The sequence below is a fragment of the Hydrogenophaga sp. genome (assembly GCF_036675665.1).
In the GTDB taxonomy this organism is placed as follows: domain Bacteria; phylum Pseudomonadota; class Gammaproteobacteria; order Burkholderiales; family Burkholderiaceae_C; genus Hydrogenophaga.
The window spans coordinates 1-25,496 of the sequence record NZ_JAKFEO010000106.1; the positions used below are offsets into that span (position 1 = coordinate 1).

The 25,496-nt window shown below is 65.6% G+C and carries 18 protein-coding genes and 1 tRNA gene; 6 read left to right on the forward strand and 13 right to left on the reverse strand.

Going from position 1 to position 25,496, the window contains the following annotated elements:
• A partial coding sequence (locus V6M63_RS22795; RefSeq protein ID WP_332745641.1) for a uroporphyrinogen decarboxylase family protein occupies window positions 1–785 on the forward strand: 785 nt, incomplete at its 5' end.
• Window positions 786–1,261: 476 nt separating this feature from the next.
• Window positions 1,262–3,370: a replication restart helicase PriA gene (gene priA, locus V6M63_RS22800; RefSeq protein WP_332745643.1), complete on the forward strand. Its 2,109-nt coding sequence runs from the start codon at window positions 1,262–1,264 to the stop codon at window positions 3,368–3,370.
• 9 nt (window positions 3,371–3,379) lie between these two features.
• On the opposite strand, the gene V6M63_RS22805 is transcribed toward priA, so the two are convergent.
• The 3 genes from V6M63_RS22805 to V6M63_RS22815 form a co-directional block, all read right to left on the reverse strand.
• Window positions 3,380–3,793, reverse strand: coding sequence for a hypothetical protein (locus V6M63_RS22805; RefSeq protein ID WP_332745645.1), 414 nt, complete (start codon window positions 3,791–3,793; stop codon window positions 3,380–3,382).
• Window positions 3,790–4,290, reverse strand: a complete 501-nt coding sequence (locus V6M63_RS22810) for a GAF domain-containing protein (protein WP_332745647.1) — start codon at window positions 4,288–4,290, stop codon at window positions 3,790–3,792. The genes V6M63_RS22805 and V6M63_RS22810 overlap by 4 nt, the downstream gene beginning before the upstream one ends.
• A gap of 103 nt (window positions 4,291–4,393) precedes the next feature.
• Window positions 4,394–5,356 (reverse strand): AEC family transporter, encoded by a 963-nt coding sequence (locus tag V6M63_RS22815; RefSeq protein ID WP_332745649.1) that lies wholly within the window; start codon window positions 5,354–5,356, stop codon window positions 4,394–4,396.
• A gap of 97 nt (window positions 5,357–5,453) precedes the next feature.
• Here V6M63_RS22815 and V6M63_RS22820 point away from each other — a divergent pair, with 97 nt between their 5' ends.
• The 4 genes from V6M63_RS22820 (at window position 5,454) to V6M63_RS22835 (ending at window position 10,639) form a co-directional block, all read left to right on the forward strand.
• A complete protein-coding gene (locus V6M63_RS22820) occupies window positions 5,454–7,532 on the forward strand; it encodes an ATP-dependent helicase (RefSeq protein ID WP_056268191.1) in 2,079 nt (692 codons plus the stop codon).
• Entirely contained in the window at window positions 7,529–8,014 is a 486-nt protein-coding gene (locus V6M63_RS22825; RefSeq protein ID WP_332745650.1) for a hypothetical protein, read from the forward strand. Before V6M63_RS22820 ends, V6M63_RS22825 begins: the two co-directional genes overlap by 4 nt.
• A gap of 200 nt (window positions 8,015–8,214) precedes the next feature.
• Window positions 8,215–9,228 carry a PEP-CTERM sorting domain-containing protein gene (locus tag V6M63_RS22830; protein ID WP_332745651.1) on the forward strand — a complete coding sequence of 338 codons (1,014 nt, stop codon included), beginning with the start codon at window positions 8,215–8,217 and terminating at the stop codon, window positions 9,226–9,228.
• A 97-nt stretch (window positions 9,229–9,325) separates the two neighbouring features.
• Window positions 9,326–10,639 (forward strand): tetratricopeptide repeat protein, encoded by a 1,314-nt coding sequence (locus V6M63_RS22835; RefSeq protein ID WP_332745653.1) that lies wholly within the window; start codon window positions 9,326–9,328, stop codon window positions 10,637–10,639.
• Between the two features lie 38 nt (window positions 10,640–10,677).
• Here V6M63_RS22835 and V6M63_RS22840 read toward each other — a convergent pair whose 3' ends face one another.
• From V6M63_RS22840 to rpoB, 10 genes are all read right to left on the reverse strand, one after another.
• Window positions 10,678–11,073 carry a hypothetical protein gene (locus V6M63_RS22840; RefSeq protein WP_332745655.1) on the reverse strand — a complete coding sequence of 132 codons (396 nt, stop codon included), beginning with the start codon at window positions 11,071–11,073 and terminating at the stop codon, window positions 10,678–10,680.
• 105 nt (window positions 11,074–11,178) lie between these two features.
• Window positions 11,179–11,254 (reverse strand) — tRNA-Phe (locus tag V6M63_RS22845).
• A gap of 58 nt (window positions 11,255–11,312) precedes the next feature.
• The gene (locus V6M63_RS22850) at window positions 11,313–12,005 is read right to left on the reverse strand and encodes a response regulator (protein WP_332745657.1); all 693 of its coding nucleotides are present in this window, start codon (window positions 12,003–12,005) and stop codon (window positions 11,313–11,315) included.
• A 30-nt stretch (window positions 12,006–12,035) separates the two neighbouring features.
• Complete coding sequence (locus V6M63_RS22855) at window positions 12,036–14,273, reverse strand: sensor histidine kinase (RefSeq protein WP_332745658.1); 2,238 nt, start codon at window positions 14,271–14,273, stop codon at window positions 12,036–12,038.
• Between the two features lie 56 nt (window positions 14,274–14,329).
• On the reverse strand, window positions 14,330–15,121 hold the full coding sequence (locus tag V6M63_RS22860; protein ID WP_332745659.1) for a DUF4390 domain-containing protein: 792 nt from the start codon (window positions 15,119–15,121) through the stop codon (window positions 14,330–14,332).
• Window positions 15,078–16,460, reverse strand: coding sequence for a 16S rRNA (cytosine(967)-C(5))-methyltransferase RsmB (gene rsmB / locus V6M63_RS22865; RefSeq protein WP_442909640.1), 1,383 nt, complete (start codon window positions 16,458–16,460; stop codon window positions 15,078–15,080). Before rsmB ends, V6M63_RS22860 begins: the two co-directional genes overlap by 44 nt.
• Window positions 16,461–16,526: 66 nt before the next feature.
• Entirely contained in the window at window positions 16,527–17,585 is a 1,059-nt protein-coding gene (locus tag V6M63_RS22870; protein WP_332745660.1) for a M48 family metalloprotease, read from the reverse strand.
• A gap of 26 nt (window positions 17,586–17,611) precedes the next feature.
• A complete protein-coding gene (locus V6M63_RS22875; RefSeq protein ID WP_332745662.1) occupies window positions 17,612–18,205 on the reverse strand; it encodes a LemA family protein in 594 nt (197 codons plus the stop codon).
• 193 nt (window positions 18,206–18,398) lie between these two features.
• The gene (gene rpoC, locus V6M63_RS22880) at window positions 18,399–22,622 is read right to left on the reverse strand and encodes a DNA-directed RNA polymerase subunit beta' (RefSeq protein WP_332745664.1); all 4,224 of its coding nucleotides are present in this window, start codon (window positions 22,620–22,622) and stop codon (window positions 18,399–18,401) included.
• Window positions 22,623–22,645: 23 nt separating this feature from the next.
• Window positions 22,646–25,496: DNA-directed RNA polymerase subunit beta (gene rpoB / locus V6M63_RS22885; RefSeq protein ID WP_332745665.1), on the reverse strand; the 2,851-nt coding region annotated here is incomplete at its 5' end.

The window sequence follows — 25,496 nt, forward strand, 5'->3', positions numbered from 1 at the left end:
CCGAGGCCGACGTGGATGCACTGGCCGTGCCCGACATGGACAAGCTGCGCTACGTGTTCGACGCCGTCACGTCCATCCGCAAGGCCCTGAACGGCCGCGTGCCGTTGATCGGTTTCTCGGGCAGCCCCTGGACGCTGGCCTGCTACATGGTCGAGGGAGGTGGCTCCGATGACTACCGCGCGGTCAAGACGCTGATGTACAGCCGCCCCGACCTGATGCACCGCATCCTGGCCATCAACGCAGACTCGGTGGCGGCCTACCTGAACGCGCAGATCGACGCCGGCGCGCAGGCCGTGATGGTGTTCGACAGCTGGGGCGGTGTGCTGGCCGATGGCAACTTCCAGCACTTCAGCCTGGCCTACACCAAACGCGTGCTGGCCCAGCTCAAGCGCGAACACGACGGCGTGGTGATCCCGCGCATCGTCTTCACCAAGGGCGGCGGCCTGTGGCTCGACGACATGAAGGCCCTGGACTGCCACGCCCTCGGCCTGGACTGGACCGTGAACCTGGCCAAAGCCCGTGCGCAAGTGGGCGAAGGCCCGGACGGCAAAGCCCTGCAAGGCAATATCGATCCCAACGTGCTGTTTGCGCAGCCCGGGCAGATCGACGCCGAAGTGGCGCGCGTGCTGGAGAGTTTCGGCCCGCCGCACCAGGGCCCGGGCACAGGGGCCACCCACATCTTCAACCTGGGCCACGGCATCAGTCAGTACACGCCGCCCGAGCACGTGTCGACCTTGGTGGACGCGGTGCACACCCATTCGAAGCGCCTGCGCGCGGCCGGCTGAGCCGGTCCGTGGCGGGCAAATGCTCCGGTTGTTGCTCCGCTTTTCAGAGCTTCAGCCGCCGTTTTGGCGCGGGATACGGCGAACGCCCCAGGGATTTCAGGTAGGCCGAAAGGCGTCATGAAACCGTCATGACCCCGGGGTAACGCCGGCCATTAACACAAAACATGCCGAAAAACGCGCTTGACAAGCTTTACTTATGCACAAAATTTTTGCTGCGGTGCGCCATGAATCCCGAACACCCATGCAAGCCATCCACCGCAGTGGATTCGCTCGCAAGTCATTGATTCGTATAGATTTTGCAATCTGCTTTTTTTGAAGGCAGTTTAAGCAAAGCCTTGATTCTCAAGGGCTGCGGCGCCGGAAAATGAATCTATCAACAAAGTTATCCACAGAAAATCTGGATATGTCCTGATGCTGAGCCAAATCAACGACTTACGCCGCATTCCGACAGTTCAACTGAGGAAGAACCGCTAACCATGGCTTTCTGGCCCAGTGTCGTGGTGGCCACCCCCGCCCACAGCGGGGTGGGCGCCAGCCTGACCTACCGAAGTGAGCTGCCGCTCGCGCCCGGCACGCTGGTGCGCGTGCCGCTGGGCGCGCGCGAGGTGCTCGGTGTGGTGTGGGACTGCCTGGCCACCCCGCCCGAGGGTCTGACCGAAGCGCAGACCAAAGCGGTGACCGGCATGCTCCAGGGCCTGCCGCCGCTCAACGAACGTTGGCGCCAGCTGGTGAAGTTTGCCGCCCAGTACTACCAGCGCAGCCTGGGCGAGGTGGCGCTCGCCGCACTGCCACCGCAGCTGCGCGACCTGAGCAACGTGCAATTGGCGCGCCGGCTCAAGCGCCGGTCGAAGACCGGCGTGGACGAGCACATCCCGGCGGGCAACGTGGCGGATGGCCACGACCTCAGCGACGAACAGCGCCAGGCACTGGACGCCCTGGCATTGGCGGCGGCACCCGTGCTGCTGTTTGGCGCCACCGGCAGCGGCAAGACCGAGGTCTACCTGCAGGCCACGCAGCGTGCGCTGGCCGAACATGCCGATGCCCAGGTGCTGGTGATGGTGCCGGAGATCAACCTCACGCCGCAGCTGGAGGCGCGTTTTCGCGAACGCTTCGAGCCTCTGTGTGGCGCGGGCGCGGTGGTGTGCCTGCACAGCGGCATGACGCCGGCGCAGCGCCTGTCGAGCTGGCTCGCGGCCCACACGGGGCAGGCGCGCATCGTGCTGGGCACGCGCATGGCCGTGCTGGCCAGCCTGCCCGGGCTGCGTTTGATCGTGGTCGACGAAGAGCACGACCCCAGCTACAAGAGCCAGGAAGGCGCGCGGTATTCGGCGCGCGATCTGGCGGTGTACCGGGGCAAGGTGGAGACGGAGGCATTGGCTGCGGGTGAGCGCTGCCAGGTGGTGTTGGGCTCGGCCACGCCTTCGCTGGAGAGCTGGCACGCGGCCGACCAGGGCCGCTATCTGCGGCTGGCCATGCCGGCGCGCATCGGCGGCGGCGCGCTGCCGCGCTTGCGGTTGGTCGACATGAACCACCAGCCCAAGGGCGCCGTGCTCGCCCCGCCCCTGATTGCTGCGATGGCCGAGCGCATCGGGCGTGGCGAGCAGTGCCTGGTGCTGCTGAACCGGCGCGGCTATGCACCGGTGCTGGCCTGCCACGACTGCGGCTGGAAGAGCCAGTGCGCGCACTGCAGCGCGTTTCGCGTGTTCCACAAGCTCGACCGCACGCTGCGCTGCCACCACTGCGGTTTCACCGAACGCGTGCCACGCGCCTGCCCCGACTGCGGCAATCTGGACATCGCGCCCGTGGGCCGCGGCACCGAGCAGGTCGAAGAACAGCTCGCCGGCCTGCTGGCCGATGTGAAACGCCCCGACGGAGGGCCAGCGCGCGTGGCACGCATGGACGCCGACTCGACCCGCCTCAAAGGCAGCCTGGAGGTGCAGCTGGCCACCATGCACAGTGGCGAGGTCGACGTGTTGGTGGGCACGCAGATGATCGCCAAGGGCCACGACTTCCGTCGCATCACGTTGGTCGCCAGCATCAACGCCGACTCGGGCCTGTTCGCCAGTGACTACCGCGCGCCCGAGCGCCTGTTTGCGCTGCTCATGCAGGCGGCCGGGCGCGCGGGGCGCGACGCGGCCCAGAGTGCCGCGAGTGAAATGTGGGTGCAGACCTGGTACCCGCAGCACCCGCTGTTCGCCTCGCTCAAGCAGCACGACTTTCCCGCGTTCGCCACCACGCAGCTGGCCGAGCGGCTGAGCGCCGGCATGCCGCCCTACGGTCACCAGGCGCTGCTGCGCGCCGACGCCCGAACCCAGCAGGCGGCCCAGGCCTACCTCAACGCGGCGGCGCAGGCGGCGGTGGGTTTGCCGCATTTCGAAGACGTCACCCTCTACCCGGCGGTGCCGCTCACCATCCAGCGCGTGGCCAATGTGGAACGTGCCCAGTTGCTGGTGGAAGCCGCCTCGCGTGGCGCGCTGCAGCGCTTTCTGGCCGCATGGCAGCCGGTTCTGCTGGAGAGCCGCAGCCTGCCCGAGGCGCGGGGATTGATCCGCTTTGCGGTGGATGTGGACCCGCTGGTGATCTGAGCCGCCCTTTCAGGCGTCGATCTTTTCCTCGGCGGGCCACAGCTGCTCGACCGTCTGGACCACGTCGCGCAACTTGAACGGCTGCAACAAGAAGCGGCGCACCTCCAGCTCCTTCAGCCGCTTCAGCATGGCCGCGTCGCACGCCGGCGCCATCACCGCCACCGGGATGTCGGCTTCGCAACGGAAGTCTCCGGCGCGAAGACGGCTCAGGAGTTCCAGAGCCGCATCCGGATCGGCCAGGGACAACATCAATCCTTCGGCTTCCCAGGTCCGCAACCACTGTTCACCCATCGCCAGGCTGGTCGCCTGGTGCATGCGCACGATCTCCAGTTCTCGACACACGGAAGCCACGGTGCTGCGCACGAGGCCGTCGGGCTCGATCAGCAGAACATGGATGGACGGGGCACCGGCCGCCGCGCTCACGTCAAGGCCTCCTCGCGGCGGAACATCTCTTCCACCACCAGATCGCGCAGGCCACCCAGGATCGCCACATCCAGCTTGTCGAACACCCGTGGACGTCGATCCATGATGCAGAAGGTACCGACGATCTGGCCATAGGGCAGGCGCAACAAGGCCCCGGCGTAGAACCGCACGTACGGCTCCCCGATCACCAAGGGGTTGTCTTCAAAGCGCGGGTCTTTCAACGCATCGTGCACCACCAGCGTCTCGGACATGTTGACCGCATGTCCACAGAAGGAGATGTCACGCGAGGTCTCGCACAAGTCCATGCCGAAACTCGACTTGAACCACTGCCGGTCCCGGTCCACCAGCGAGATCAAGGCGATCGGCACGTCGAACTCCTTCGCGGCAAACGCCGAAATGCGATCGAAGCGCTCCTCGGGTGGCGTGTCCAGGATCAGAAGCTCTCGCAAGGCCTTCAGGCGTTGCTTCTCGTTGTGGGGCAAAGGGGCCAGGATCATGGTGTTCTCCGTACGCGTCGCCGGCTGAGGCCTTCAACCGATCATCGAGTCGTGGGTTTCACTGTGTATCGGCCCCTGCGCCGTCAAACTGAAGCCCGACGCTTCAGGTCATCAACGACACGGCACCCGAAAACGTGAAAAAGGCCGCGGCGGTCGTCACCAGGATGATGCGCGCGATGCGCCCGTTGTCCGCCCCAAAGCGTTCGGCCAACAACGAGACGTTGCTCGCGCTCGGCAAAGCCGCCACCAGCACCATCACCGTGAGCGCGGCCGGCGAAAGCGGCACGCCGAGCTGGATCGCCGCCGACCCCACCGCGAGCACCAGCAGCGGGTGCAGCACCAGCTTCATCAACGCCACCGGCAGGTAGTCCGACAGCGGCATCGGGTGGCTGGACTGCATCTGCGCGCGAGCCAGCACCGCGCCGATGGTGAACAGCGCCACCGGTGAGGCCGCATCGGCCAGCAGCCAGACGGTCTGTTCGACCGGTTTGGGCAAGGTGAACGCCCAGGCGGAAGCCACCGCACCCAGGATGATGGACCAGGGCATGGGATTGGCCAGCACGCCGCGCAAGGCCTTCTTGCCCGCGTCCAGCATGGCCTGCCCACCATGCCCTTCGCCCTCGTCCAGGCGCGAGAGCGCAATGCACAGCGAGCTGGTGATCACCATGTCGACCAGCATGGTCACGATCACCGTGCCGGCCACCTGCGCGCCCAGCAGCGCGGCCAACAGCGGAACACCCATGAAGCCGGTGTTGGGAAACGCCGCCACCAAGGCGCCGAGCGAAGCGTCGTTCCAGCGGATGCGTGTGTTCAAGGTCATGACCACCGCGAACGCCACCATCACCAGGGCGCACAGCAGGTAGACACCCACGACGGAGGGGTCGAGCAATTCAGCGATCGGCGTGGTGGAACCGAATCGGTACAGCAAACAGGGCAATGCGAAGAACAACACGAATCCGTTGAGCCCCGGGATGGCCTCCAGCGGCAACATCCTGCGGTGGGCAGCCACGAAGCCGGCCAGCACCAGCGCAAAGAACGGAAATGTGACGAGCAGGATGTTGAGCACGGGCGCCATTGTGTCAGGCGGGGCTCCCCATGCGGCTCCAACCCCTGCCGGTATGATTCACCGCTCTGTTTTCGATGCGCTCACCGTCCCCTTTTCCATGTCCAACGGCTTGAACCTGGCCCAGCTTGAAGCCGTGAACCACCTGGGGGGGCCGTGCCTGGTGCTCGCGGGCGCCGGCTCGGGCAAGACGCGCGTGATCACGCACAAGATCGGCCGGCTCATTCAGGCCGGCCTGGCCGCTGATCGCATCGCCGCCATCACCTTCACCAACAAGGCCGCCGCCGAGATGCGCGAACGCGCCAAGCAGCTGGTGGGGCGCGATGCCAAGAAGGTGCTGATCTGCACTTTTCACGCCCTGGGCGTTCGCCTGCTGCGCGAGGACGGCGCCGCACTCGGTCTGAAAAAACAGTTCTCCATCCTCGACACCGACGACATCACCAGCTTGCTGAAAGACTGCGGCGGCACCACCGACGCGGCCACCGCGCGCGGCTGGCAGTGGGCCATCAGCGCGCTCAAAAGCGCCGGCCTGAATTCGTCGCAGGCGCTGGCACAGGCCAAGGACGAGAACGAGCGCGTGACCGCGACCATCATGGGGCGCTACGAAGAGCGCCTGACGGCCTACCAGAGCGTGGACTTCGACGATCTGATCTCGCTGCCGCTCAAGCTGCTCACCGAGCACCTCGACGTGCGCGAGCGCTGGCAGAAAAAGATGGGGCATGTGCTGGTGGACGAATACCAGGACACCAACGCCACCCAGTACGAGCTGCTCAAGCTGCTGGTGGGTGAGCGCGCGCGCTTCACCGCGGTGGGCGACGACGACCAGTCCATCTACGGCTGGCGCGGCGCCACGCTGGACAACCTCAAGCGCCTGCCGCAGGACTACCCCGAACTCAAGGTCATCAAGCTGGAGCAGAACTACCGCTCCACCAGCGCCATCCTGCGCGCGGCCAACAACGTGATCGGCCCCAACCCCAAGCTGTTTCCCAAGACGCTGTGGAGCGACCTGGGCGAAGGCGAGCCGGTGCGCGTGGTCGACGCCGACAACGAGGAGCACGAGGCCGAGCGCGCCGTGGCACGCATCCAGAGCCTTCGCTCGAATTCACAGCACAAGGAGTTTCGCGACTTCGCCATCCTCTACCGCGCCAACCACATGGCGCGCTCGTTCGAGCAATCGCTGCGTCGCGCGCAGATTCCCTACAAGGTCTCGGGCGGGCAAAGCTTCTTCGACAAGGCCGAGATCCGCGACCTCTGCGCCTGGCTGCGCCTGCTGGTGAACAACGACGACGATCCAGCGTTTTTGCGCTCGGCCACCACACCCAAACGCGGCATCGGGCACACCACGCTGCAGGCGCTGGGCACCTTCGCCACCCAATACAAGCTGAGCCTGTTCGAGGCGCTGTTCTCGAACTCGCTGAGCAGCGCCCTGCCCGCGCGCGCCGTGGCCACGCTGCATGAGTTCGGCCGCGCGGTGAACGAGCTGGAATACCGCGCCAAGCACACGGTGGGCCATGAGGCCGCGCGCGCCTTCCTCACCGAATGGCTCAAGGACATCGCCTACGAGAAGCACCTGTACGACAGCGAGGACAACGAGAAGGTGGCCGCTGCGCGCTGGACCAACGTGATGGACTTCTGCGACTGGGTCGCCGGGCGCTGCGGCGGCCAGATCGAGGACGAAGCCGGGGTGCAGGTGGAGAGTGAACGCAAGAGCCTGATGGAAGTCGTACAGACGATTGCGCTGCTTTCCACGCTCTCCGAACGCGAGAAGGACCAGAATGTGGTGACGCTCTCCACCCTGCACGCATCGAAGGGTCTGGAGTGGCCGCACGTGATGCTGGTCGGTGTGAACGAAGGCCTGCTGCCGTTCAAGATGGACGAGGAGCCCGGCCAGAGCGACGCCGCCGCCGAGAGCATGGCGCAGCGCCTGCAGGAGGAGCGCCGCCTCATGTACGTGGGCATCACGCGCGCGCAACGCACGCTGGCCGTGAGCTGGCTCAAGCGGCGCAAGAAGGGCCGCGAAAGCATCCCGGGCCAGGCCAGCCGCTTCATCAAGGAAATGGCGCTGGACCAGGCCACCACCAAGGAAGACCCGCGCGAGAAACTGCGCGCCCTGCGCGCCGAGTTCGCCCAGCGCGCCACCGACCAGGCCGCGCAAAAGGCGGCCGACATCGCGCCATGAAGACCCGTCGGCACCACGGGCTCGCAACAGCCGCACTGGCGCTCGCCATCAGCCTGCCTGCCGCGGCGCAAACCCCGGCGGTGGGCTGCACCCCACCCGCCGACATGGCGCCGGCCCAGCTCTACGGTCTGTGGCAGCTCGTGCTGTGGCCACAGACCAGCGGCAGCGAAGCAGCGCCGGCCTCCACCGGCGCGCTCCTGTTCGAACGCCACCCCGAGTACCCGGGCAGTGTGCGAGGCAGCCTCAAGCGCTCCACCCCCGGCAACGATCGGCAGGCCCTGGTTTCGGGCGATGTGACCGGCGGCGAATTCAACCTCGACGAATCGGCCGATGGCGTGAACATGGACGCCGTGTGGGAAGGCAACGTGACCGCCTCCGGCTGCGGCCAGGAATTGCGCGGCATCCGCCGCCCCGCCGAAGGCCGGCCTGCGGGCGAGCCGGTGATGAACTTCGTGTTGAAAAAGGCGCCCGGCTGGCGCTGAAAAAACAACCGGGCCACGGCATCCGGACCTGGCAGATACCCGGGCATGTATGTCGAACGGCTTTACAGCCCGGGGGAGCAAGTTGCCAAAAATCATTACAAGTCATTGATTTTGCTTGTCTTCAAAAGCTGGCCCAACCCTTGCTATCAGGCGATCCGACGGGGCAATACCGCCGTATGTATCGCTAAAAAGGACGTTTTATGAAACTCATCAACTCCACCGTTGCCGCGACCATTCTGGCCATTGGCAGCATCGCGGCGGGCGTGGCACATGCTGGCACCGTCATCTACAACAACAGCAACCCCTTGTCCGCGACCGTGGCACTTGGCGTTAACGACAATGGCTCTCTGAATACCACGCCCAACATCACCACGAATGCGAGCGCCACTGGCCTAGCCTACAACTTTGGCACCGCAGGCTGGAGGGATGCAACGGCCCCTGGGTGCCTGTGTGAAGGCTGGGGCGTGTCGGTGAACAACACCGCCAGCGGTTATGCCAACGTCGCCGGCGGCACGGCTGGCCTGACGGTTGGCGCGCTCAGCAACGTGACCACCACCAGCGTCACCACATCGACCTCGCTCAGCAGCCTTGCTGGACTCTCCGTGACCCAAGCCTACGCTGTGTCCGCGGCCACCAGTGCCCTGTTTCAGACCACGGTGACCATCACCAATATGACGGGCGCTGCCGTGAACGACGTCAAGTACGTTCGCGTCATGGACTGGGATGTGCCGCCCACCGAGTTCGCCGAATACGTCACCATCAAAGGCACGGCCACCACCACGCTGCTGGAGCGGTCTCACAACGACGGCTTCGACACCTCCAACCCGCTGGTGCCCACCAGCGGCCTTAACCCTGCCACGGAAGACGTTGATTTCACCGACGTCGGTGCAGCCGACCACGGCGCCTACTTCCGCTTCAACTTCGGCACGCTGGAAGATGGCGACAGCTATACGTTCAGCATTTTCTATGGCGCGGCGGGCAACGAGGCCGATGCCCTGGCAGCGATCGGTGCAGCGGGCATTGAGCTGTACTCGCTCGGTCAGTCAGGCATCGGCGGAGCCCCTGCCAACGGCGCTCCCACCTTCATCTTCGGCTTCGCAGGTGTCGGTGGCACACCCCAGGAACCCGGCGAAGTGCCCGAGCCAGGTTCGCTGGCCTTGATTGGCCTCGCGCTGGCGGGTCTGTGCTGCGCACGCCGTCGCAAGCAAGCCTGAACATCACGTCCGGGGCGCCTGGAGCGTCTTGGTCAAAAGCCCTCGCGCCACTCCCGGCTCGGGGGTTTTTTCATGGGCATGCCGCTAAGATCACTTCATGAAACACCAGCCCCGCTTTGCTTCTTTTCGGCCACTGTCCACCGTGGCACTGGTGATGGCCCTGTTGGCAGGCACCACCGCCAACCTCGTGGCAGCGCCGGTGGTGAACGACATATCCAAGCCAGCCAGCGGCGCGGCAGCAGAGGCTTATCAGCGCGGCATCGAGGCCCTGGGCAAGGGTGATCTGAAAGCCGCCGAGGCCAACTTTCGCAGCGCGCTGCGGCAGGACCCCAAAATGGTCTCGGCGCTGTTGGGGCTGGGCGAGGTCGCATTCCTCTCCAAGCGAGTCGATGACGCCGGCCGATGGATCGAACAGGCGGTGAAAGCCGACCCGAAGGACGCCAATGCACAAGCGTCCTGGGGCCGGTTCCTGGCGCTCAAGGGCCGACACGCCGAAGCTGAGGTGGCCTTGAAACAGGCGGCCGCACTGGATGCGAAGGCTTTGCGCCCGCGCATCGATCTGGCGGACATGCTGCTCTCGCGCGGCGACGCCGAAGGTTCCATCGTGCTCTACCGCGAGGCGCTCACGATCTCGCCCGAGCACCCGGGCGCGCGCTATGCACTGGGGCTGGCGCTGCTGAACACCGGCTACCCGGCGGCCGCAGCGGCGGAATTGACTCGGGCGGTGTCATTGGCCAAGGGCAATCCGCTCCCGCTGGTGGCATTGGCACGCGCCGAGTTCGCGCGCCAACAACCGGACGCTGCGATGGCCGCCGTGGACCAGGCCCTGAGGATTCAGCCGAGCCTCGTCGACGCGCTCATCCTCAAAGGTGACCTGCTGGATAGCCGCGGTTTGCCGGAGCCGGCCCTGAGGCATTACGAACGCGCCGCACAGCTGGCGCCCAAGCTCGCATTGCCGCACTTGCGCGCCGGCATGATCCAGCAGCAGCGCGGGCAACTCGATGCCGCGACACAGGCATATCAACGGACCATCGTGCTTGACCCGAAGCAGTCCGTTGCCCTGAACAACCTCGCAGCGCTGGCCGTCGAGCGCGGGCAGAACCTGAAACAGGCCGAGGGTTGGGCACGCCGCGCAGTTGCAGCGGTGCCGCGCGCGGCGCAGTTCCATGACACGCTGGCAACGGTGTTGCTTGCGCAGGGCGACCGCAAAGGGGCCGTCGCCTCATTCAAGACTGCAACGGAATTGGCTCCCAAGGATCCATCGATCCGCTACCACCTCGGCAAGGCCCTGGCCGAAGCCGGCGACAAGGCGGAAGCACGCAAGGCACTGCAGGAGGCGCTGTCGCTGACGCCCAATTTCCCCGCGGCCGCCGACGCACAAAAACTGCTCGACAGCCTCGGCACGCCCTGAGCGCGCAGTTGCGGGCTGGCTCAGCGCGGCTCAGTCGCTCAAATGGATTCGGCCAGGGGCACTTCCCGAGTGGCCAAACGGGGTCCCATCAGTGCCGCCAGGAGCGCCGGCAGGTCGTTGTCGAAACTCATCAGGTTGTCCGCAGGCTGCGCAGCCGCTGCGGCTTGCAGGATCTCGCGCACGCTGTCCTGCTGGGTGTCGTTCACCGGCTGGCCGAACGCAGTGCCCAACGCAGAGACACACGCATCCAGCAAGCGCTGCGATCCGAGCACATGCCACGCGTAGTCGATCTCATAGCGTTCCACGGCATCCTTCAGGCTCTCACCATCGAGTCGCGCCTCCTCTGCCACATGCCGCAACGTTCGGGTGCTGAGCCCCTGGGTGAAGCGGGCCAGCAAGTCATCAAGCCCGGTGATCGGGTTGGCATGGGTCATGGGGAGTCCAATCGTCAGGAGGGGCGCAGGCCCTGGATCAATGCCGTGCTGGCCGATCCGGAAACGAAAAAGCCCATCGCGGTGGATGGGCTTTTGCGAGAAGTTTGGTGGCCTGGGACGGAATCGAACCATCGACACGCGGATTTTCAATCCGCTGCTCTACCAACTGAGCTACCGGGCCTTCGAGAGAAGCGAGATTGTAGCAGCTTCCGAGACCTCGATTTCGAGCCGCGCAGCACTCAAAGCGCGTTGCGTTTGCTGCGCGCCAGATCGACGCCGAGCTGTTTGAGTTTGCGGTAGAGGTGGGTGCGCTCCAGACCGGTCTTCTCGGCCACGCGGGTCATGGAACCGGACTCTTTGGCCAGGTGGTATTCGAAGTAGGCCTTCTCGAACTCGTCGCGGGTTTCGCGCAGCGGGCCTTCCAGGTTGAAGGACTGCGATGACTGCGGCCCCATGTCCATCACGGGCTCGGGCAGGGTGCTGCCGGTCATGGCGGCCTCGACCGTGAGGTCCATCGACAGGCCCGAGATCAGACGAGTGGGCGCGGCGGTGGGACTGGTCTTGGGCGGTGCCTTGTTCAAACCCTGGTCCACCGCCTTGAGCAGCTTGGCCATGGTGATGGGCTTTTCGAGGAAGGCGGTGGCGCCGATGCGCGTGGCTTCCACTGCGGTGTCGATGGTGGCATGGCCGCTCATCATGATCACCGGCATCGACAACAAGCCCGTGCTGGCCCATTCTTTCAACAGCGTCACACCGTCGGTGTCGGGCATCCAGATGTCGAGCAACACGAGGTCGGGGCGCAACTGGGCGCGCACGGCGCGGGCCTGGGCCGCGTTCTCGGCCAGTTCGACTGTGTGACCTTCGTCGTTCAGGATTTCGGAAAGCAAGTCCCGGATGCCCAGTTCATCGTCTACAACCAGAATTGTTGCCATGGCGCGGTGTGTTTCCCTCGGTACTTGTTGTCAATTGGCAACTGCGAATGATAACGACACTTGCGCGCCAATCATCTTGCCTTCGGTCACACGGTTGCTGAGGTCCACGCGCCCGCCGTGTTCGTCCATGATTTTTTTCACCACGGCCAGGCCGAGCCCGGTGCCTTTGACCTTGGTGGTCACGTAGGGCTCGAACGCGCGCTTGAGAATGTGCTCGGCAAAACCCGGGCCCTGGTCCAGCACCGAGAGGCGCACCCACTGGCCGGAATCGGAGCGGCGCGTGCGCAGCACCACCTGCGCATCGGGCACGCCGGCCATGGCGTCCTGGGCGTTCTGCACGAGGTTGTGCAGGATCTGTCGCACCTGCTGGGGGTCGGCCTGGGCCATGGGCAGATCGTCGGCGGCCTCCAGGTGCACGGGCACGGCGGCGTTGTCGTAGAGCGAGAGGACGTCGCGTGCGAGGGCGTTGAGGTCAACCGGCTGCAACTGCGCGGCGGGCAGGCGCGCATAGTCGCGAAACTCGTTGACCAACCGCTTCATGGCGTCGACCTGATCAACGATGGTGCGCACCGACTTGTTGAGGATGGCCTGCTCGGCGGGCTGCACCTTGCCGTCGAGCTTCATGGCCAGGCGCTCGGCCGACAGCTGAATGGGCGTGAGCGGGTTCTTGATCTCGTGCGCCAGGCGCCGAGCCACTTCACCCCAGGCCTTGGCGCGCTGGGCCGAGACCATTTCGGAGACGTCGTCGAACACGAGCAGGCGCTCGTTGTTGGGCAGAAGCGCGCCGCGCGCAATCAAGGTGATGCCTTCGTCGAACGGGGTGGTGCCGTTGGCGCTGAGCTCGAACGATTGCTGCCAGTACCCACCTTCGTGCGGCGTCTGATCGGAGAGGAAACGCTCGAACTGCTGCAACACACCGGTGGAAAAGGCCTCCAGTCCGGGCACTTCGGCCAACGGCTCGCCCATGTGAAGGGCCAGTGGCGTGCGCAGGATGCGCGCAGCGCCGGGGTTGACGCTTTGCAGGCGCCCTTGCTGGTCAAGCACCACGACACCCGCCGTGAGGTTGTCCAGGATGGTCTGCAGGTTGTCGCGCGCGGCGTCCACTTGTTCCATGCTTTGCTGGACGGCGGCGCGCGCGTCCGCCAGGTCCTGCGTCATGAGAGCGAAGGTGCGCGTGAGGCCGGCGAGCTCGTCGCGCGACGGCAGCGATTTCTTGGGCGAGAGATCGCCGGTGGCCACCTCGCGCATGCCTTCGGCCAGCACCAGCAGCGGACGGATCAACTGGTTGCCCAGCAGCACCGCCAGCAGCACCGCGCCGAACACCGCCAGAAACAAGGCCAGTGTGAGCGTGCCGATGTACATGCGCCGCAACCCCTCGCGGGCCAGCGCGCGTTCCTGGTATTCGCGGTTGGCCACCTGCACGGCCAGCGCGTCGGCCACCAACGCGGCCGGCAGGGGTGCCACCACCTGCAGGAAGCGCGGCTCGGCATCGAAGCCGAAACTGGGCGGACTCACCAGCGCCAGCACCTTGATGCGCGCCTGCCCAGCCGCCAGCACGGCCTCCATTTCGCCATCGGCACCCTCGTCGAGCCCCTCGATCTGCGCCACCACGCGCGAGTTGCGCACGCTGCGCAGCTGGGCAGCGCTGGGCCGCTCGGGGCTGAGATCGAAGCGCGAGAGACCAGAACTGCCGAGCGCCTGGCCCGAGGCGCTCCAGAGCACGAGATCGGTCACGCCGAGTTGCTCGCGCAAGCGCTCCAGCGCGAGCACGGCCGATGAATTGGGTGTGCGCCCCAGGCCTTCGGCGGCCACGCGGGTCTTGCTGCTGAGGTCGGCGGCGAGCGTGTCCAGCGTGGTGCGACCGAGGTTGAGACCCGCGGCCAGGGCAGACTCCACGCGCACGTCGAACCAGCTCTCGATGGAGCGCGAGACGAACTGGTACGACACGGTGTAGATCAACAAGCCGGGCAGCACGCCGACCAGACCAATGATGGCCGCCAGCTTGATCAGCAGGCGGCTGCCGAACTTGCCGCGCCTGAAACGCATGGCCAGCCGCACACCCAGCCACACGATGACCAGCAGCAGGAAGCCCGCCACCGCCACATTGATGGCCACCAACCAGCCGAAGTTCTGTTCGTAGAGGGCGCGGTTGCGCGTGGCCAGGGTGAGCAGGAACAGCAGCACCATGCCCACGCCGGTCATGAAAACCAGACCCGCACCGATGGCCCAGCGCACTGCGCCTGGCCGTTTGCGATTCGTGGAGGTCATGGGGTCTGGGTTCACGGTGAGGTGGGGTGGGGTGGGCGCGCTGGCGCACAAGGACTTCAGCGGCCCGGGGGGGTGGCTTCCGCATCGACCCGGGCACTGGCCGGGACCTCCACACTGTCGACCTCCGGGGCCGCGGGCGCTGGCGGTCGGTCAGGCTCGGCGCGATGAGAGACCTCGATCCGGTCCCGAACCTCGATGTTCCATTCCCGCTGGTTGCCCACACCGATCTGGAACGGTCGTGGCAACAGGGACAGGTCGAGGCGAAAGGCAAAATCGACGTAGTGGCTCTCGTCAGCGGGCAGGCGCGCGGCCTCGACGATCTTCCAGCGTGTGACGCGGGCCACCCCGGCCAGGGCATCGGCCAGGGAGTCGTAGTTCTGGTGCAAGGCGTACTGCAGTCCGGCCCCACCGGCACTGGCGCCTGCGTCGTTCGCCAGGCTCACACGCCAGCGCCGGGTGAGGGGCTGGTAGGCCAGACGCAGGGTGCGGGTGACGCTGGCGATGCGCCGATCGGCCCAATACCAGCGCTCGCGGTAGACATCGGCCTGCCAGACGAAATACAGCGGAACCGACTTGAGCAGCGCCTCCTCCACCACCTGGTCGGGAGACAGTTCCATGCGTCCCGAGAGGTACAGCGCCTCGGGCGTGCGCTGCAGGTTGAGCTGGAAAACCTGCGGTTTCTGGGCCTGCGCCGGAACCAGGAGGCCCAGGGTGAGCACCCACAGACCCATGAGCCTGGTCACCCACAAAGCCACGCGCCAACGGATCACGCCACCCACCCACCGCGTCTGGCGCGGCGACAGCTCAAGGCTGGGCCTTGTCGATGCAGGTGTAAAAAAATCCGTCATATCCACCCAACGGATTGTCGTTGAACTGTCCCTGCGGGGCAGCCGAACCGGGCAGCAAATGACCTGGAGAGGGCCGATGCACAGCGTTGGTGTGGCGCTCAAGGAACGCTTGCGCCTGTTCAGCCCCTTCGGCGCGGAACACGGAGCAGGTGGCGTAGACCAGGCGCCCTCCCGGTTTGAGCATCGGCCAGAGCGCTTCCAGCAAACCGCGCTGCACCTTGACCAGTTGGTCGACGTCGCTGGCGCGGCGCAGCCAGCGCACATCCGGGTGGCGGCGCACGATGCCGGAGGCGGTGCAGGGAGCGTCGAGCAGGATGGCGTCGAACGGCTGGCCATCCCACCAGGTGGCGGGCTTGGCCGCATCGGCGCAGCGCACCTCGGCGCTCAACCCCAAGCGCTTCAGGGTGTCGTCGACGCGTTCGCAGCGGCGGGCGTCCACGTCCAGGGCCAGCAGGCTCACGTCGGCACGCTCCAGCAGGTGGGCGGTCTTGCCCCCGGGCGCGGCGCAGGCGTCGAGCACGCGGTGCGCGGAGCTCCAGTCCCGACCGTCCAGCAGCAGCGGTGCAGCCAGCTGGGCCGCGGCGTCCTGCACCGAGCAGTGGCCTTGCGCAAAGCCGGGCAGACGTTCCACCGGCTGCGGCGCGTCGAGCACCAGCCCGTCGTCGCCCACCGGGGTGGAGGCCACGCCGATCGCCTGCAAATCCCGTTGGTAGGCAGTGCGCTCGACCCGGCGGCGGTTGACGCGCAGCGTCATGGGACCGGGCTGGTTGTTGGCCTCCAGGATGGCCTGCCAATGCGCGGGGTGATCGCGCTGCAGGCGCTCGATCCACCACAGCGGGTGGTTCCAGCGCGCCACCGGCTGGCGCATGGCCGTGGCCATCAGCGTCGGGCGTTCGCGCAGGAAGCGGCGCAGACAGGCATTGAGGAATGCCGCCTGACGCGCGGTGTCGCGGTCCTGCCGAGCCGCGTCCACCGCCTGGTTGACCACCGTGTGGGCCTCGTAGTGCAGGCCACTCGACGAACCCGTTTCGATGTCTTCAAGCATCAGGCTCAGGGCACTGCACAGCAGGGCCTGCACCGCAGCGTCGGGTTTGCGTTGCACCAGTTGCTCCACCAGCGCGCGGGCCGTGCCCAGATGACGCAACACATGGAAAGTGAGTGCCTGCACGCCCGGGCGAAGCTCGGGCGCCACCTGTGGCAGCACGTCGCTGAGCGATTGCCCCTGCTCCACGGCGCGCACGCAGCGCGCGGTATGCCGCAGCTGGGTGGCGAGGCTGGGCCCGTAGGGTGCGCCGGGTGGACGCGAGGCGGTTGGGGAAGAAGCGGCCGAAGCGGTCAATCAGGTTCCGGGCAAAAGGTGGTGGGACCGGTGAGGGTACCAGCACCGCCAGCCGGCGCGGCCCCTTCAGACCAGGGTCCAGCCCGGGGCGTCGGCGCCGGGGGCTGCGGCCGGCGGGACGGCCTCGGGCTCGGTCTCGCGTTGCAGCGGCAGCGGACCCATGCCGCGGCCGTAAATGCGGCGGATCCGCTCGTTGAGGGGCGGATGGGAATCAAACCAGCCCGCCACCTTGCCCGATTCGTTGGCCACCAGCAGCATGTGCTGCACCACCGAACCCACGGCTCGCGTCTCCACACCCGCTTTCTGCTGGGTCAGGATCTTGCGCAGCACGCCACCGAGGCCTTCGCGGCTGCGCGTCCATTGCACAGCGCGTGCATCGGCCAGATGCTCACGCTGACGGGAGACTGCGGCCTGCAAGGCATGCCCTGCCACCCAGCCCAGCCAGCCTGCGGCCATGATGGCCAGTCCGATGAGCGAGGCGGCCATGCGTCGGTCCTGGGTGTCCGGCTCGAACAGGGTCTGGCCCATGCGGTAGAGCATCTCCAGACCGAACACCATGCCCACCAGCCGCATGTTCAGCCGCGTGTCACCCTCGCCGATGTGACTGAACTCGTGCGCCACCAGGCCTTGCAGTTCCTCGCGCGTGAGGTGGTCGAGCGCACCCTGGGTGACCGCCACCACCGCGTCGTCCTCGTCCCACCCGGCGGCGAACGCATTGATGCCCTGGTCGCGGGCCACCACCATGGCTTGTGGCCTTTTCACGTTGGAAGAGATGGCCATCTCTTCGACGATGTTGCAGAACCGCTGCTCGTCAAAGTTGCCCGAGGGCTGTGCGGGTCGCGCGCCGAGTTGCTCGGCCAGGCGCACGCCACCCCCCTCGCTCAGGCGCGAGGTCTCCACCCACCAACCACCCAGCACAAAAAGCAGTGTGACGGCGGTGTTGACGGCAAAGAAATGGCGCGGGTAGGTCGCCGCGCCCGGCATCCAGAAACCCCAGGTCAGGCCCCAGGCCAGTGCCAGGGCCACATTGACCGCCACCACCAGCAGCCCAACGGTCAGGCCAAAGGCAAGCAACAGGCGCGTGGTCTCGCCCCGTGCTTCGCGCTGGAATTCGAAGAACCGCATGGCCGGGCCCGCGCCGGAATCGAGGGTCAGATCTCGATTCGCAAGGCTTGGCGCTCGGCGTCGCTGGTGGTGGACTCCAGCATGGCTTGCGGCAGAAAGCCAAACATGCGCGCCACGATCAGGGCGGGGAACTGCGCGGCCGCGTCGTTGAATTCGAGCACGTTGTCGTTGTAGGCTTGGCGGGCAAAACCGATGCGGTTCTCGGTGCTGGAGAGCTCTTCACTCAAGTCGCGCATGCTCTGGTCGGCCTTGAGATCGGGGTAAGCCTCGGCCACGGCGAACAGGCGGCCCAGTGCGCCACCGAGCACCTGCTCGGCACCCGCGAGCGCACCCAGTGCGCCTGCGTTGAGCGGGCTGGAGGCAGCGACCTGTTCGGCAGTGCGCGCCTGGTTGCGCGCGGCGATCACGGCCTCCAGCGTCTGCGACTCGTGCGCGAGGTACTTGCGCGCCACTTCCACCAGATTGGGAATCAGGTCGTAGCGGCGCTTGAGCTGCACGTCGATCTGACCGAATGCGTTGGCAATGCCGTTTTTCAACCGCACCAGACGGTTGTAGGCACCGACACCCCAGAAGAACACCACCAACCCCACGGCCAGAATGATCCACAGCGAAACGGACATGTTCGGAACTCCTTGTATGCGACCCCGCCCCCCGGCAGGCGCGGCCAATATACCCGTGGCCCGCCGCGCGCGCGCGCGACATCGCCATGAAAAAAGCCCCCGGTCGGATGACCGGGGGCTTTTTGTAAGCCAGCGGGGGAGCTGACCAGAAACACCGCGGAACCGGCTCCGCCGGGCCGCAGGTGTTGCCCCCTTATTCAGCCGACTCGTTGGTGCTCGAGGCGTCTGCTTGCTCGGCCTGATCGGCCGCCAGCGACACGGCATCGGCCTCGGCGATGGCACGGCGCTCTTCGTCGTCCATCTTCTCCTTGACCTTGCGCGCCTCGTGGTAGGCCATGCCGGTACCGGCGGGGATCAGACGGCCCACGATCACGTTTTCCTTCAGGCCACGCAGCTCGTCGCGCTTGCCCATGATGGCCGCCTCGGTCAGCACCCGGGTGGTTTCCTGGAAGGAAGCCGCCGAGATGAACGAGTCGGTCGACAGCGACGCCTTGGTGATGCCCAGCAGGATGTTGCTGAACACCGCCGGCAGCTTGCCATCGGCACGCAGCGCGTCGTTGGTGTTGAGGATCTCCGAACGCTCGACCTGTTCACCGGCGATGTAGTTCGAATCACCCACGCTGTCCACGACCACGCGGCGCAGCATCTGGCGCACGATCACCTCGATGTGCTTGTCGTTGATCTTCACGCCCTGCAGGCGGTAGACGTCCTGCACTTCGTCGACGATGTAGCGGGCCAGCTCTTCCATGCCCAGCAGGCGCAGGATGTCCTGCGGGTCGGCCGGGCCGTCCACGACGCTCTCGCCCTTGTTGACCACCTGGCCTTCGTGCACCAGGATGTTCTTCTCCTTGGGGATGAGGTCGTCCCACACCTTGCCTTCGGGGTCGGTGATCTGCAGGCGAACCTTGCCCTTGGTCTCCTTGCCGAACGACACGGTGCCGGTCATCTCGGCCAGCATGCCCTTGTCTTTCGGGCTGCGGGCTTCGAACAGCTCGGCCACCCGCGGCAGACCGCCGGTGATGTCGCGCGTCTTCTGGCCTTCAACCGGGATGCGGGCCAGCACTTCGCCTGGACCCACGTCCATGCCGTCGCGCACCTGGATCAGCGAGCCGATCTGGAAACCGATGGTCACCGAGTGGTCGGTGCCCGGGATCTTCACTTCGTTGCCTTGCGCGTCGATCAGCTTGACCTGTGGACGCACCACCTTGGCCACGCCGCGGCGCTTGGGATCGATCACCACCAGGGTCGACAGGCCGGTGACATCGTCCACCTGCTTGGCCACGGTGAGGCCTTCCTCGACGTTCTCGAAACGCACCTGACCGGCGAATTCCGTGATGATCGGGCGGGTCAGCGGGTCCCAGTTCGCCAGGATGGCGCCGGCCTTGATGTTCTGGTCGGCCTTGATCGACAGGATGGCACCGTACGGCACCTTGTGGCGCTCGCGCTCGCGGCCGTGTTCGTCGTGGATGATGATCTCGCCGGAACGCGAGATCACCACCAGTTCGCCCTTGGTGTTGGTCACGTAGCGCATCGTGGCGTTGAAGCCGATCACGCCGCTGGACTTGGCTTCCACGCTGGAGGCCACCGCCGCACGCGACGCCGCACCACCGATGTGGAAGGTGCGCATGGTCAGCTGCGTGCCGGGTTCACCGATGGACTGGGCGGCGATCACACCGACCGCTTCACCGATGTTCACCAGACCACCACGGCCCAGATCGCGGCCGTAGCACTTGGCGCAGATGCCGAAACGGGTTTCGCAGGTCAGTGCGGTGCGCACTTTCACTTCGTCCACCGCAGCGGCTTCGAGCATGTCGAGCATGTCTTCGTCGAGCATCTCGCCGGCCGGCACCAGCAGGGCACGCGTTTCCGGGTGGGTCACTTCTTCGGCCGTGGTGCGGCCCAGGATGCGGTCGCGCAACGACTCGATGACTTCACCACCTTCAACGATGGCCCGCATCAGCGTGCCGTTGGTGGTGCCGCAGTCCTGGGTGTTGACCACCAGGTCCTGCGTCACGTCCACCAGGCGACGCGTGAGGTAGCCCGAGTTCGCGGTCTTCAGCGCCGTGTCGGCCAGGCCCTTGCGTGCGCCGTGGGTCGAGATGAAGTACTGCAGCACGTTGAGACCTTCACGGAAGTTCGCCGTGATGGGGGTCTCGATGATGGAGCCGTCAGGCTTGGCCATCAGGCCGCGCATGCCGGCCAGCTGACGGATCTGCGCGGCAGAGCCACGCGCACCCGAGTCGGCCATCATGTAGATGGAGTTGAACGACTCCTGGTCCACTTCCTTGCCGTGGCGGTCGGTGGTCTTCTGCTTGGCCAGCTGGGCCATCATGACCTTGGAGATCTCGTCACCGGCCTTGCCCCAGATGTCCACCACCTTGTTGTAGCGCTCGCCCGCGGTCACCAGACCGGAAGCGTACTGCTGGGCGATTTCCTTCACCTCGTTCTCGGCGCGGTCGATGATGGCCGGCTTCTCCTTGGGCACCAGCATGTCGTCCACAGCGATCGAGATACCGGCGCGCGTGGCCAGACGGAAGCCGTTCTGCAACAGCTTGTCGGCGAACACCACGGTTTCCTTCAGGCCGCACTTGCGGAACGAGGTGTTGATCAGGCGCGAGATTTCCTTCTTCTTCAGCGCCTTGTTCAGCACTTCAAAAGGCAGGCCACGCGGCAGGATCTCGGAGAGCAGCGCACGGCCCACGGTGGTGTCCACCAGCGTGGTCGATGGCGTCCACTCGCCCGTGGCCTTGTCCAGCGTCTGCTGGGTCAGGCGCACGCTGATCTTGGCGGTGATTTCCACCACCGCGTTGTCCAGCGCGCGTTGCAGCTCGGACAGATCGGCAAAGATCATGCCTTCGCCCTTGGCGTTGATGCGCTCGCGGGTGGCGTAGTACAGACCCAGCACCACGTCTTGCGACGGGACGATGGAGGGCTCGCCGTTGGCGGGGAACAGGATGTTGTTCGAAGCCAGCATCAGGGTGCGCGCTTCGATCTGCGCTTCCACCGACAGCGGCACGTGAACGGCCATCTGGTCACCGTCGAAGTCGGCGTTGAAGGCCGCACAGACGAGTGGGTGCAGCTGGATCGCCTTGCCTTCGATCAGGATGGGCTCGAACGCCTGGATGCCCAGGCGGTGCAGCGTCGGTGCGCGGTTGAGCATCACCGGGTGCTCTTTGATCACCTCTTCCAGGATGTCCCACACCACCGGCGTGCCGGCTTCAACTTCCTTCTTCGCGGCCTTGATGGTGGTCGCGATGCCCATGGCTTCCAGGCGCGAGAAGATGAATGGCTTGAACAGTTCGAGCGCCATCAGCTTGGGCAGGCCGCACTGGTGCAGCTTGAGTGTTGGGCCGACCACAATGACCGAACGGCCCGAGTAGTCGACGCGCTTGCCCAGCAAGTTCTGGCGGAAACGACCGCTCTTGCCCTTGATCATGTCGGCCAGCGACTTCAGCGCGCGCTTGTTGGCGCCCGTCATGGCCTTGCCACGGCGGCCGTTGTCCAGCAGCGAGTCCACCGCTTCCTGCAGCATGCGCTTCTCGTTGCGCGCGATGATTTCAGGTGCCTTCAACTCCAGCAGGCGGCGCAGACGCGAGTTGCGGTTGATGACGCGGCGGTACAGGTCGTTCAGGTCGGAGGTCGCGAAGCGGCCACCGTCCAGGGGAACGAGCGGACGCAGGTCCGGCGGCAGCACGGGCAGCACGTCGAGCACCATCCACTCGGGCTTGATGCCCGACTTCTTGAAGGCCTCCAGCACCTTCAGGCGCTTGGCGTTCTTCTTGATCTTGAGCTCGGAGCCGGTCAGGTCGTTGCGCAGCTTCTCGATCTCGATGTCGAGGTCGATCGCCTGCAGCAGTTCCTTGATGCCTTCGGCGCCCATCTTGGCCACGAATTCGTCGCCGAATTCCTTGCGCTTGGCGTCAAAGTCGTCCTCGGACATGATGCCGAACTTCTTCAGCGGGGTCATGCCGGGGTCGGTCACCACGTAGGCTTCGAAGTACAGCACGCGTTCGATGTCGCGCAGCGTCATGTCCAGGATCAGGCCCAGACGCGACGGCAGCGATTTCAGGAACCAGATGTGGGCGCAAGGCGCGGCCAGATCGATGTGACCCATGCGCTCGCGGCGCACCTTGGTCTGCGTGACTTCAACGCCGCACTTCTCGCAGATGACACCGCGGTGCTTCAAACGCTTGTACTTGCCGCACAGGCATTCGTAGTCCTTGATGGGGCCGAAGATCTTGGCGCAGAACAGGCCGTCGCGCTCGGGCTTGAACGTGCGGTAGTTGATGGTCTCGGGCTTCTTGACTTCACCGAAGGACCACGAGCGGATTTTTTCCGGCGAGGCCAGACCGATGCGGATCGCATCGAAATGTTCGTCGGGTGTGAACTGTTTGAACAGGTCGAGCAAAGATTTCATGTGACTCTTTCCTTTTCGGTGAATTAGGAGCGCTCGAGCTCGATGTCGATACCCAGCGAGCGGATCTCCTTGACCAGCACGTTGAACGACTCGGGCATGCCGGCGTCGATCGTGTGCTCGCCCTTGACGATGCTCTCGTAGACCTTGGTGCGGCCCTGCACGTCGTCGGACTTGACGGTGAGCATTTCCTGCAGGATGTACGAGGCGCCGTAGGCTTCCAGCGCCCACACCTCCATCTCGCCGAAACGCTGACCACCGAACTGCGCCTTGCCGCCCAGCGGCTGCTGGGTAACAAGCGAGTAAGGACCGGTCGAACGGGCGTGCATCTTGTCGTCGACCAGGTGGTGCAGCTTCAGGAAGTGCATGTAACCCACGGTGGTCTGGCGCTCGAAAGCGTCACCCGTGCGGCCGTCGTACAGCTGCGCCTGGGTGCGGGTGGCGGTGAGCCCCTTGATCTCGGCGATGTTGTCCGGATAAGCCAGCTTGAGCATGGTGCGGATCTCGTCTTCCGAAGCACCGTCGAACACCGGGGTGGCGAACGGCACACCGGTGGTGAGGTTCTCGGCCATCTCGACCACTTCGGCATCGCTCATGTCGCCGAGCGACTCTTTCTTGCCGGCCTGGTTGTAGATGGTGTCGAGGAAGCCACGCAGCTCGGAGACCTTGGCTTCGGCTTGCAGCATGTCGCCGATGCGCTGGCCCAGGCCCTTGGCGGCCCAACCCAGGTGGACTTCGAGCACCTGACCGACGTTCATGCGCGAAGGCACGCCCAGCGGGTTGAGCACGATGTCGGCGGGGGTGCCGTCGGCCATGTAGGGCATGTCTTCCACGGGCACGATCTTGGAGACCACACCCTTGTTGCCGTGGCGGCCGGCCATCTTGTCACCCGGCTGCAGGCGGCGCTTGACGGCCAGGTAGACCTTGACCATCTTGAGCACGCCCGCGGGCAGCTCGTCGCCCTGCGTGAGCTTCTTGCGCTTTTCTTCGAACGCGAGGTCGAAGCTGTGGCGCGTCTGCTCCATCGAGTTCTTGATCGACTCCAGCTGGGCAGCGACGGTTTCGTCGGCTGGGCGGATATCGAACCAGTGGTACTTCTCGACGTCGTCGAGGTAGGCCTTGTCGATGGTCGTGCCCTTGGACAGCTTCTTCGGACCGCCGTTGGCCAGCTTGCCGATCAACAGCTTCTCGATCCGGTCGAACGCGTCTGCCTCCACAATGCGCAACTGGTCGTTCAGGTCCAGGCGGAAACGCTTGAGCTCGTCGTCGATGATCTGCTGGGCGCGCTTGTCGCGGGTGATGCCTTCGCGGGTGAACACCTGCACGTCGATCACGGTGCCTTGCGAGCCTTGATCCACGCGCAGCGAGGTGTCCTTCACGTCGGAAGCCTTCTCGCCGAAGATCGCGCGCAGCAGCTTCTCTTCAGGCGTGAGCGTGGTCTCGCCCTTGGGCGTGACCTTGCCGACCAGCACGTCGCCGGGCAGCACTTCGGCGCCCACGTAGATGATGCCGGAGTCGTCCAGGCGGTTGAGTTGCTGCTCGGCCAGGTTGGGGATGTCGCGGGTGATTTCTTCCGCGCCCAGCTTGGTGTCGCGCGCCATCACCACCAGTTCCTCGATGTGGATCGAGGTGTAGCGGTCTTCGGACACGACCTTCTCGGAGATCAGGATCGAATCTTCGAAGTTGTAGCCGTTCCAGGGCATGAAGGCGATCAGCATGTTCTGGCCGATCGAGATCTCGCCCAGATCGGTCGATGCGCCGTCGGCGATCACGTCACCCTTGGCCAGCATGTCGCCCTTCTTCACGATGGGACGCTGGTGGATGTTGGTGTTCTGGTTGGAACGCTGGTACTTGATAAGGTTGTAGATGTCCACACCCACTTCGCCAGCCACCGCTTCAGCGTCGTTCACGCGCACCACGATGCGGGTCGCGTCCACATAGTCGACCTTGCCACCGCGGGTCGCGGTCACCACGGTGCCGGAGTCGATCGCGGCAACGCGCTCGATACCGGTGCCCACCAGCGGCTTTTCAGGACGCAGCACAGGCACGGCCTGGCGCGACATGTTGGCGCCCATCAGCGCGCGGTTTGCATCGTCGTGCTCCAGGAACGGTACGAGCGAAGCGGCCACCGAGACGATCTGTGCCGGCGACACGTCCATGTACTGGATGGTGTCGGACGGGGTCAGGATCGACTCGCCTTTTTCTCGCGCGGAGATCAGGTCGCCGGTCAGGCGGCCTTCGCCGTCGAGCGTGGCGTTGGCCTGCGCGATGACGTACTTGCCTTCTTCGATGGCCGACAGGTAGTCGATCTGGTTCGTGACCTTGCCTTCGATCACGCGGCGGTACGGAGTCTCGATGAAACCGTACTCGTTCAGACGAGCGTACAGAGCCAGCGAGTTGATCAGGCCGATGTTCGGACCTTCAGGCGTCTCGATAGGGCAGACGCGACCGTAGTGGGTCACGTGCACGTCGCGCACCTCGAAGCCGGCGCGTTCGCGGGTCAGACCGCCCGGGCCCAGGGCAGAGACACGGCGCTTGTGCGTGATCTCGGCCAGCGGGTTGGTCTGGTCCATGAACTGCGACAGCTGCGACGCACCGAAGAACTCCTTCAAGGCTGCGGAAATCGGCTTGGAGTTGATCAGGTCGTGCGGCATCAGCGGCTCTTGCTCGGCCTGGCCCAGACGCTCTTTCACGGCCTTTTCGATACGCGCCAGACCGGTGCGGTACTGGTTCTCGGCGAGTTCGCCCACGCAACGCACGCGGCGGTTGCCCAGGTGGTCGATGTCATCGACTTCGCCGCGGCCGTTGCGCAGGTCCACCAGGATCTTGACCACGGCCAGGATGTCTTCGTTGGACAGCACCATGGCGCCGGTGGAT

Bases quoted from the DNA above. Each gene is read 5' to 3' on its own strand.
- priA (WP_332745643.1), top strand. From the start codon at position 1,262: ATGGCTTTCTGGCCCAGTGTCGTGGTGGCCACCCCCGCCCACAGCGGG.
- V6M63_RS22810 (WP_332745647.1), bottom strand. From the start codon at position 4,290: ATGATCCTGGCCCCTTTGCCCCACAACGAGAAGCAACGCCTGAAGGCC.
- V6M63_RS22820 (WP_056268191.1), top strand. From the start codon at position 5,454: ATGTCCAACGGCTTGAACCTGGCCCAGCTTGAAGCCGTGAACCACCTG.
- V6M63_RS22825 (WP_332745650.1), top strand. From the start codon at position 7,529: ATGAAGACCCGTCGGCACCACGGGCTCGCAACAGCCGCACTGGCGCTC.
- V6M63_RS22830 (WP_332745651.1), top strand. From the start codon at position 8,215: ATGAAACTCATCAACTCCACCGTTGCCGCGACCATTCTGGCCATTGGC.
- V6M63_RS22835 (WP_332745653.1), top strand. From the start codon at position 9,326: ATGAAACACCAGCCCCGCTTTGCTTCTTTTCGGCCACTGTCCACCGTG.
- V6M63_RS22840 (WP_332745655.1), bottom strand. From the start codon at position 11,073: ATGACCCATGCCAACCCGATCACCGGGCTTGATGACTTGCTGGCCCGC.
- V6M63_RS22850 (WP_332745657.1), bottom strand. From the start codon at position 12,005: ATGGCAACAATTCTGGTTGTAGACGATGAACTGGGCATCCGGGACTTG.
- V6M63_RS22855 (WP_332745658.1), bottom strand. From the start codon at position 14,273: ATGACCTCCACGAATCGCAAACGGCCAGGCGCAGTGCGCTGGGCCATC.
- V6M63_RS22860 (WP_332745659.1), bottom strand. From the start codon at position 15,121: ATGACGGATTTTTTTACACCTGCATCGACAAGGCCCAGCCTTGAGCTG.
- V6M63_RS22870 (WP_332745660.1), bottom strand. From the start codon at position 17,585: ATGCGGTTCTTCGAATTCCAGCGCGAAGCACGGGGCGAGACCACGCGC.
- V6M63_RS22875 (WP_332745662.1), bottom strand. From the start codon at position 18,205: ATGTCCGTTTCGCTGTGGATCATTCTGGCCGTGGGGTTGGTGGTGTTC.
- rpoC (WP_332745664.1), bottom strand. From the start codon at position 22,622: ATGAAATCTTTGCTCGACCTGTTCAAACAGTTCACACCCGACGAACAT.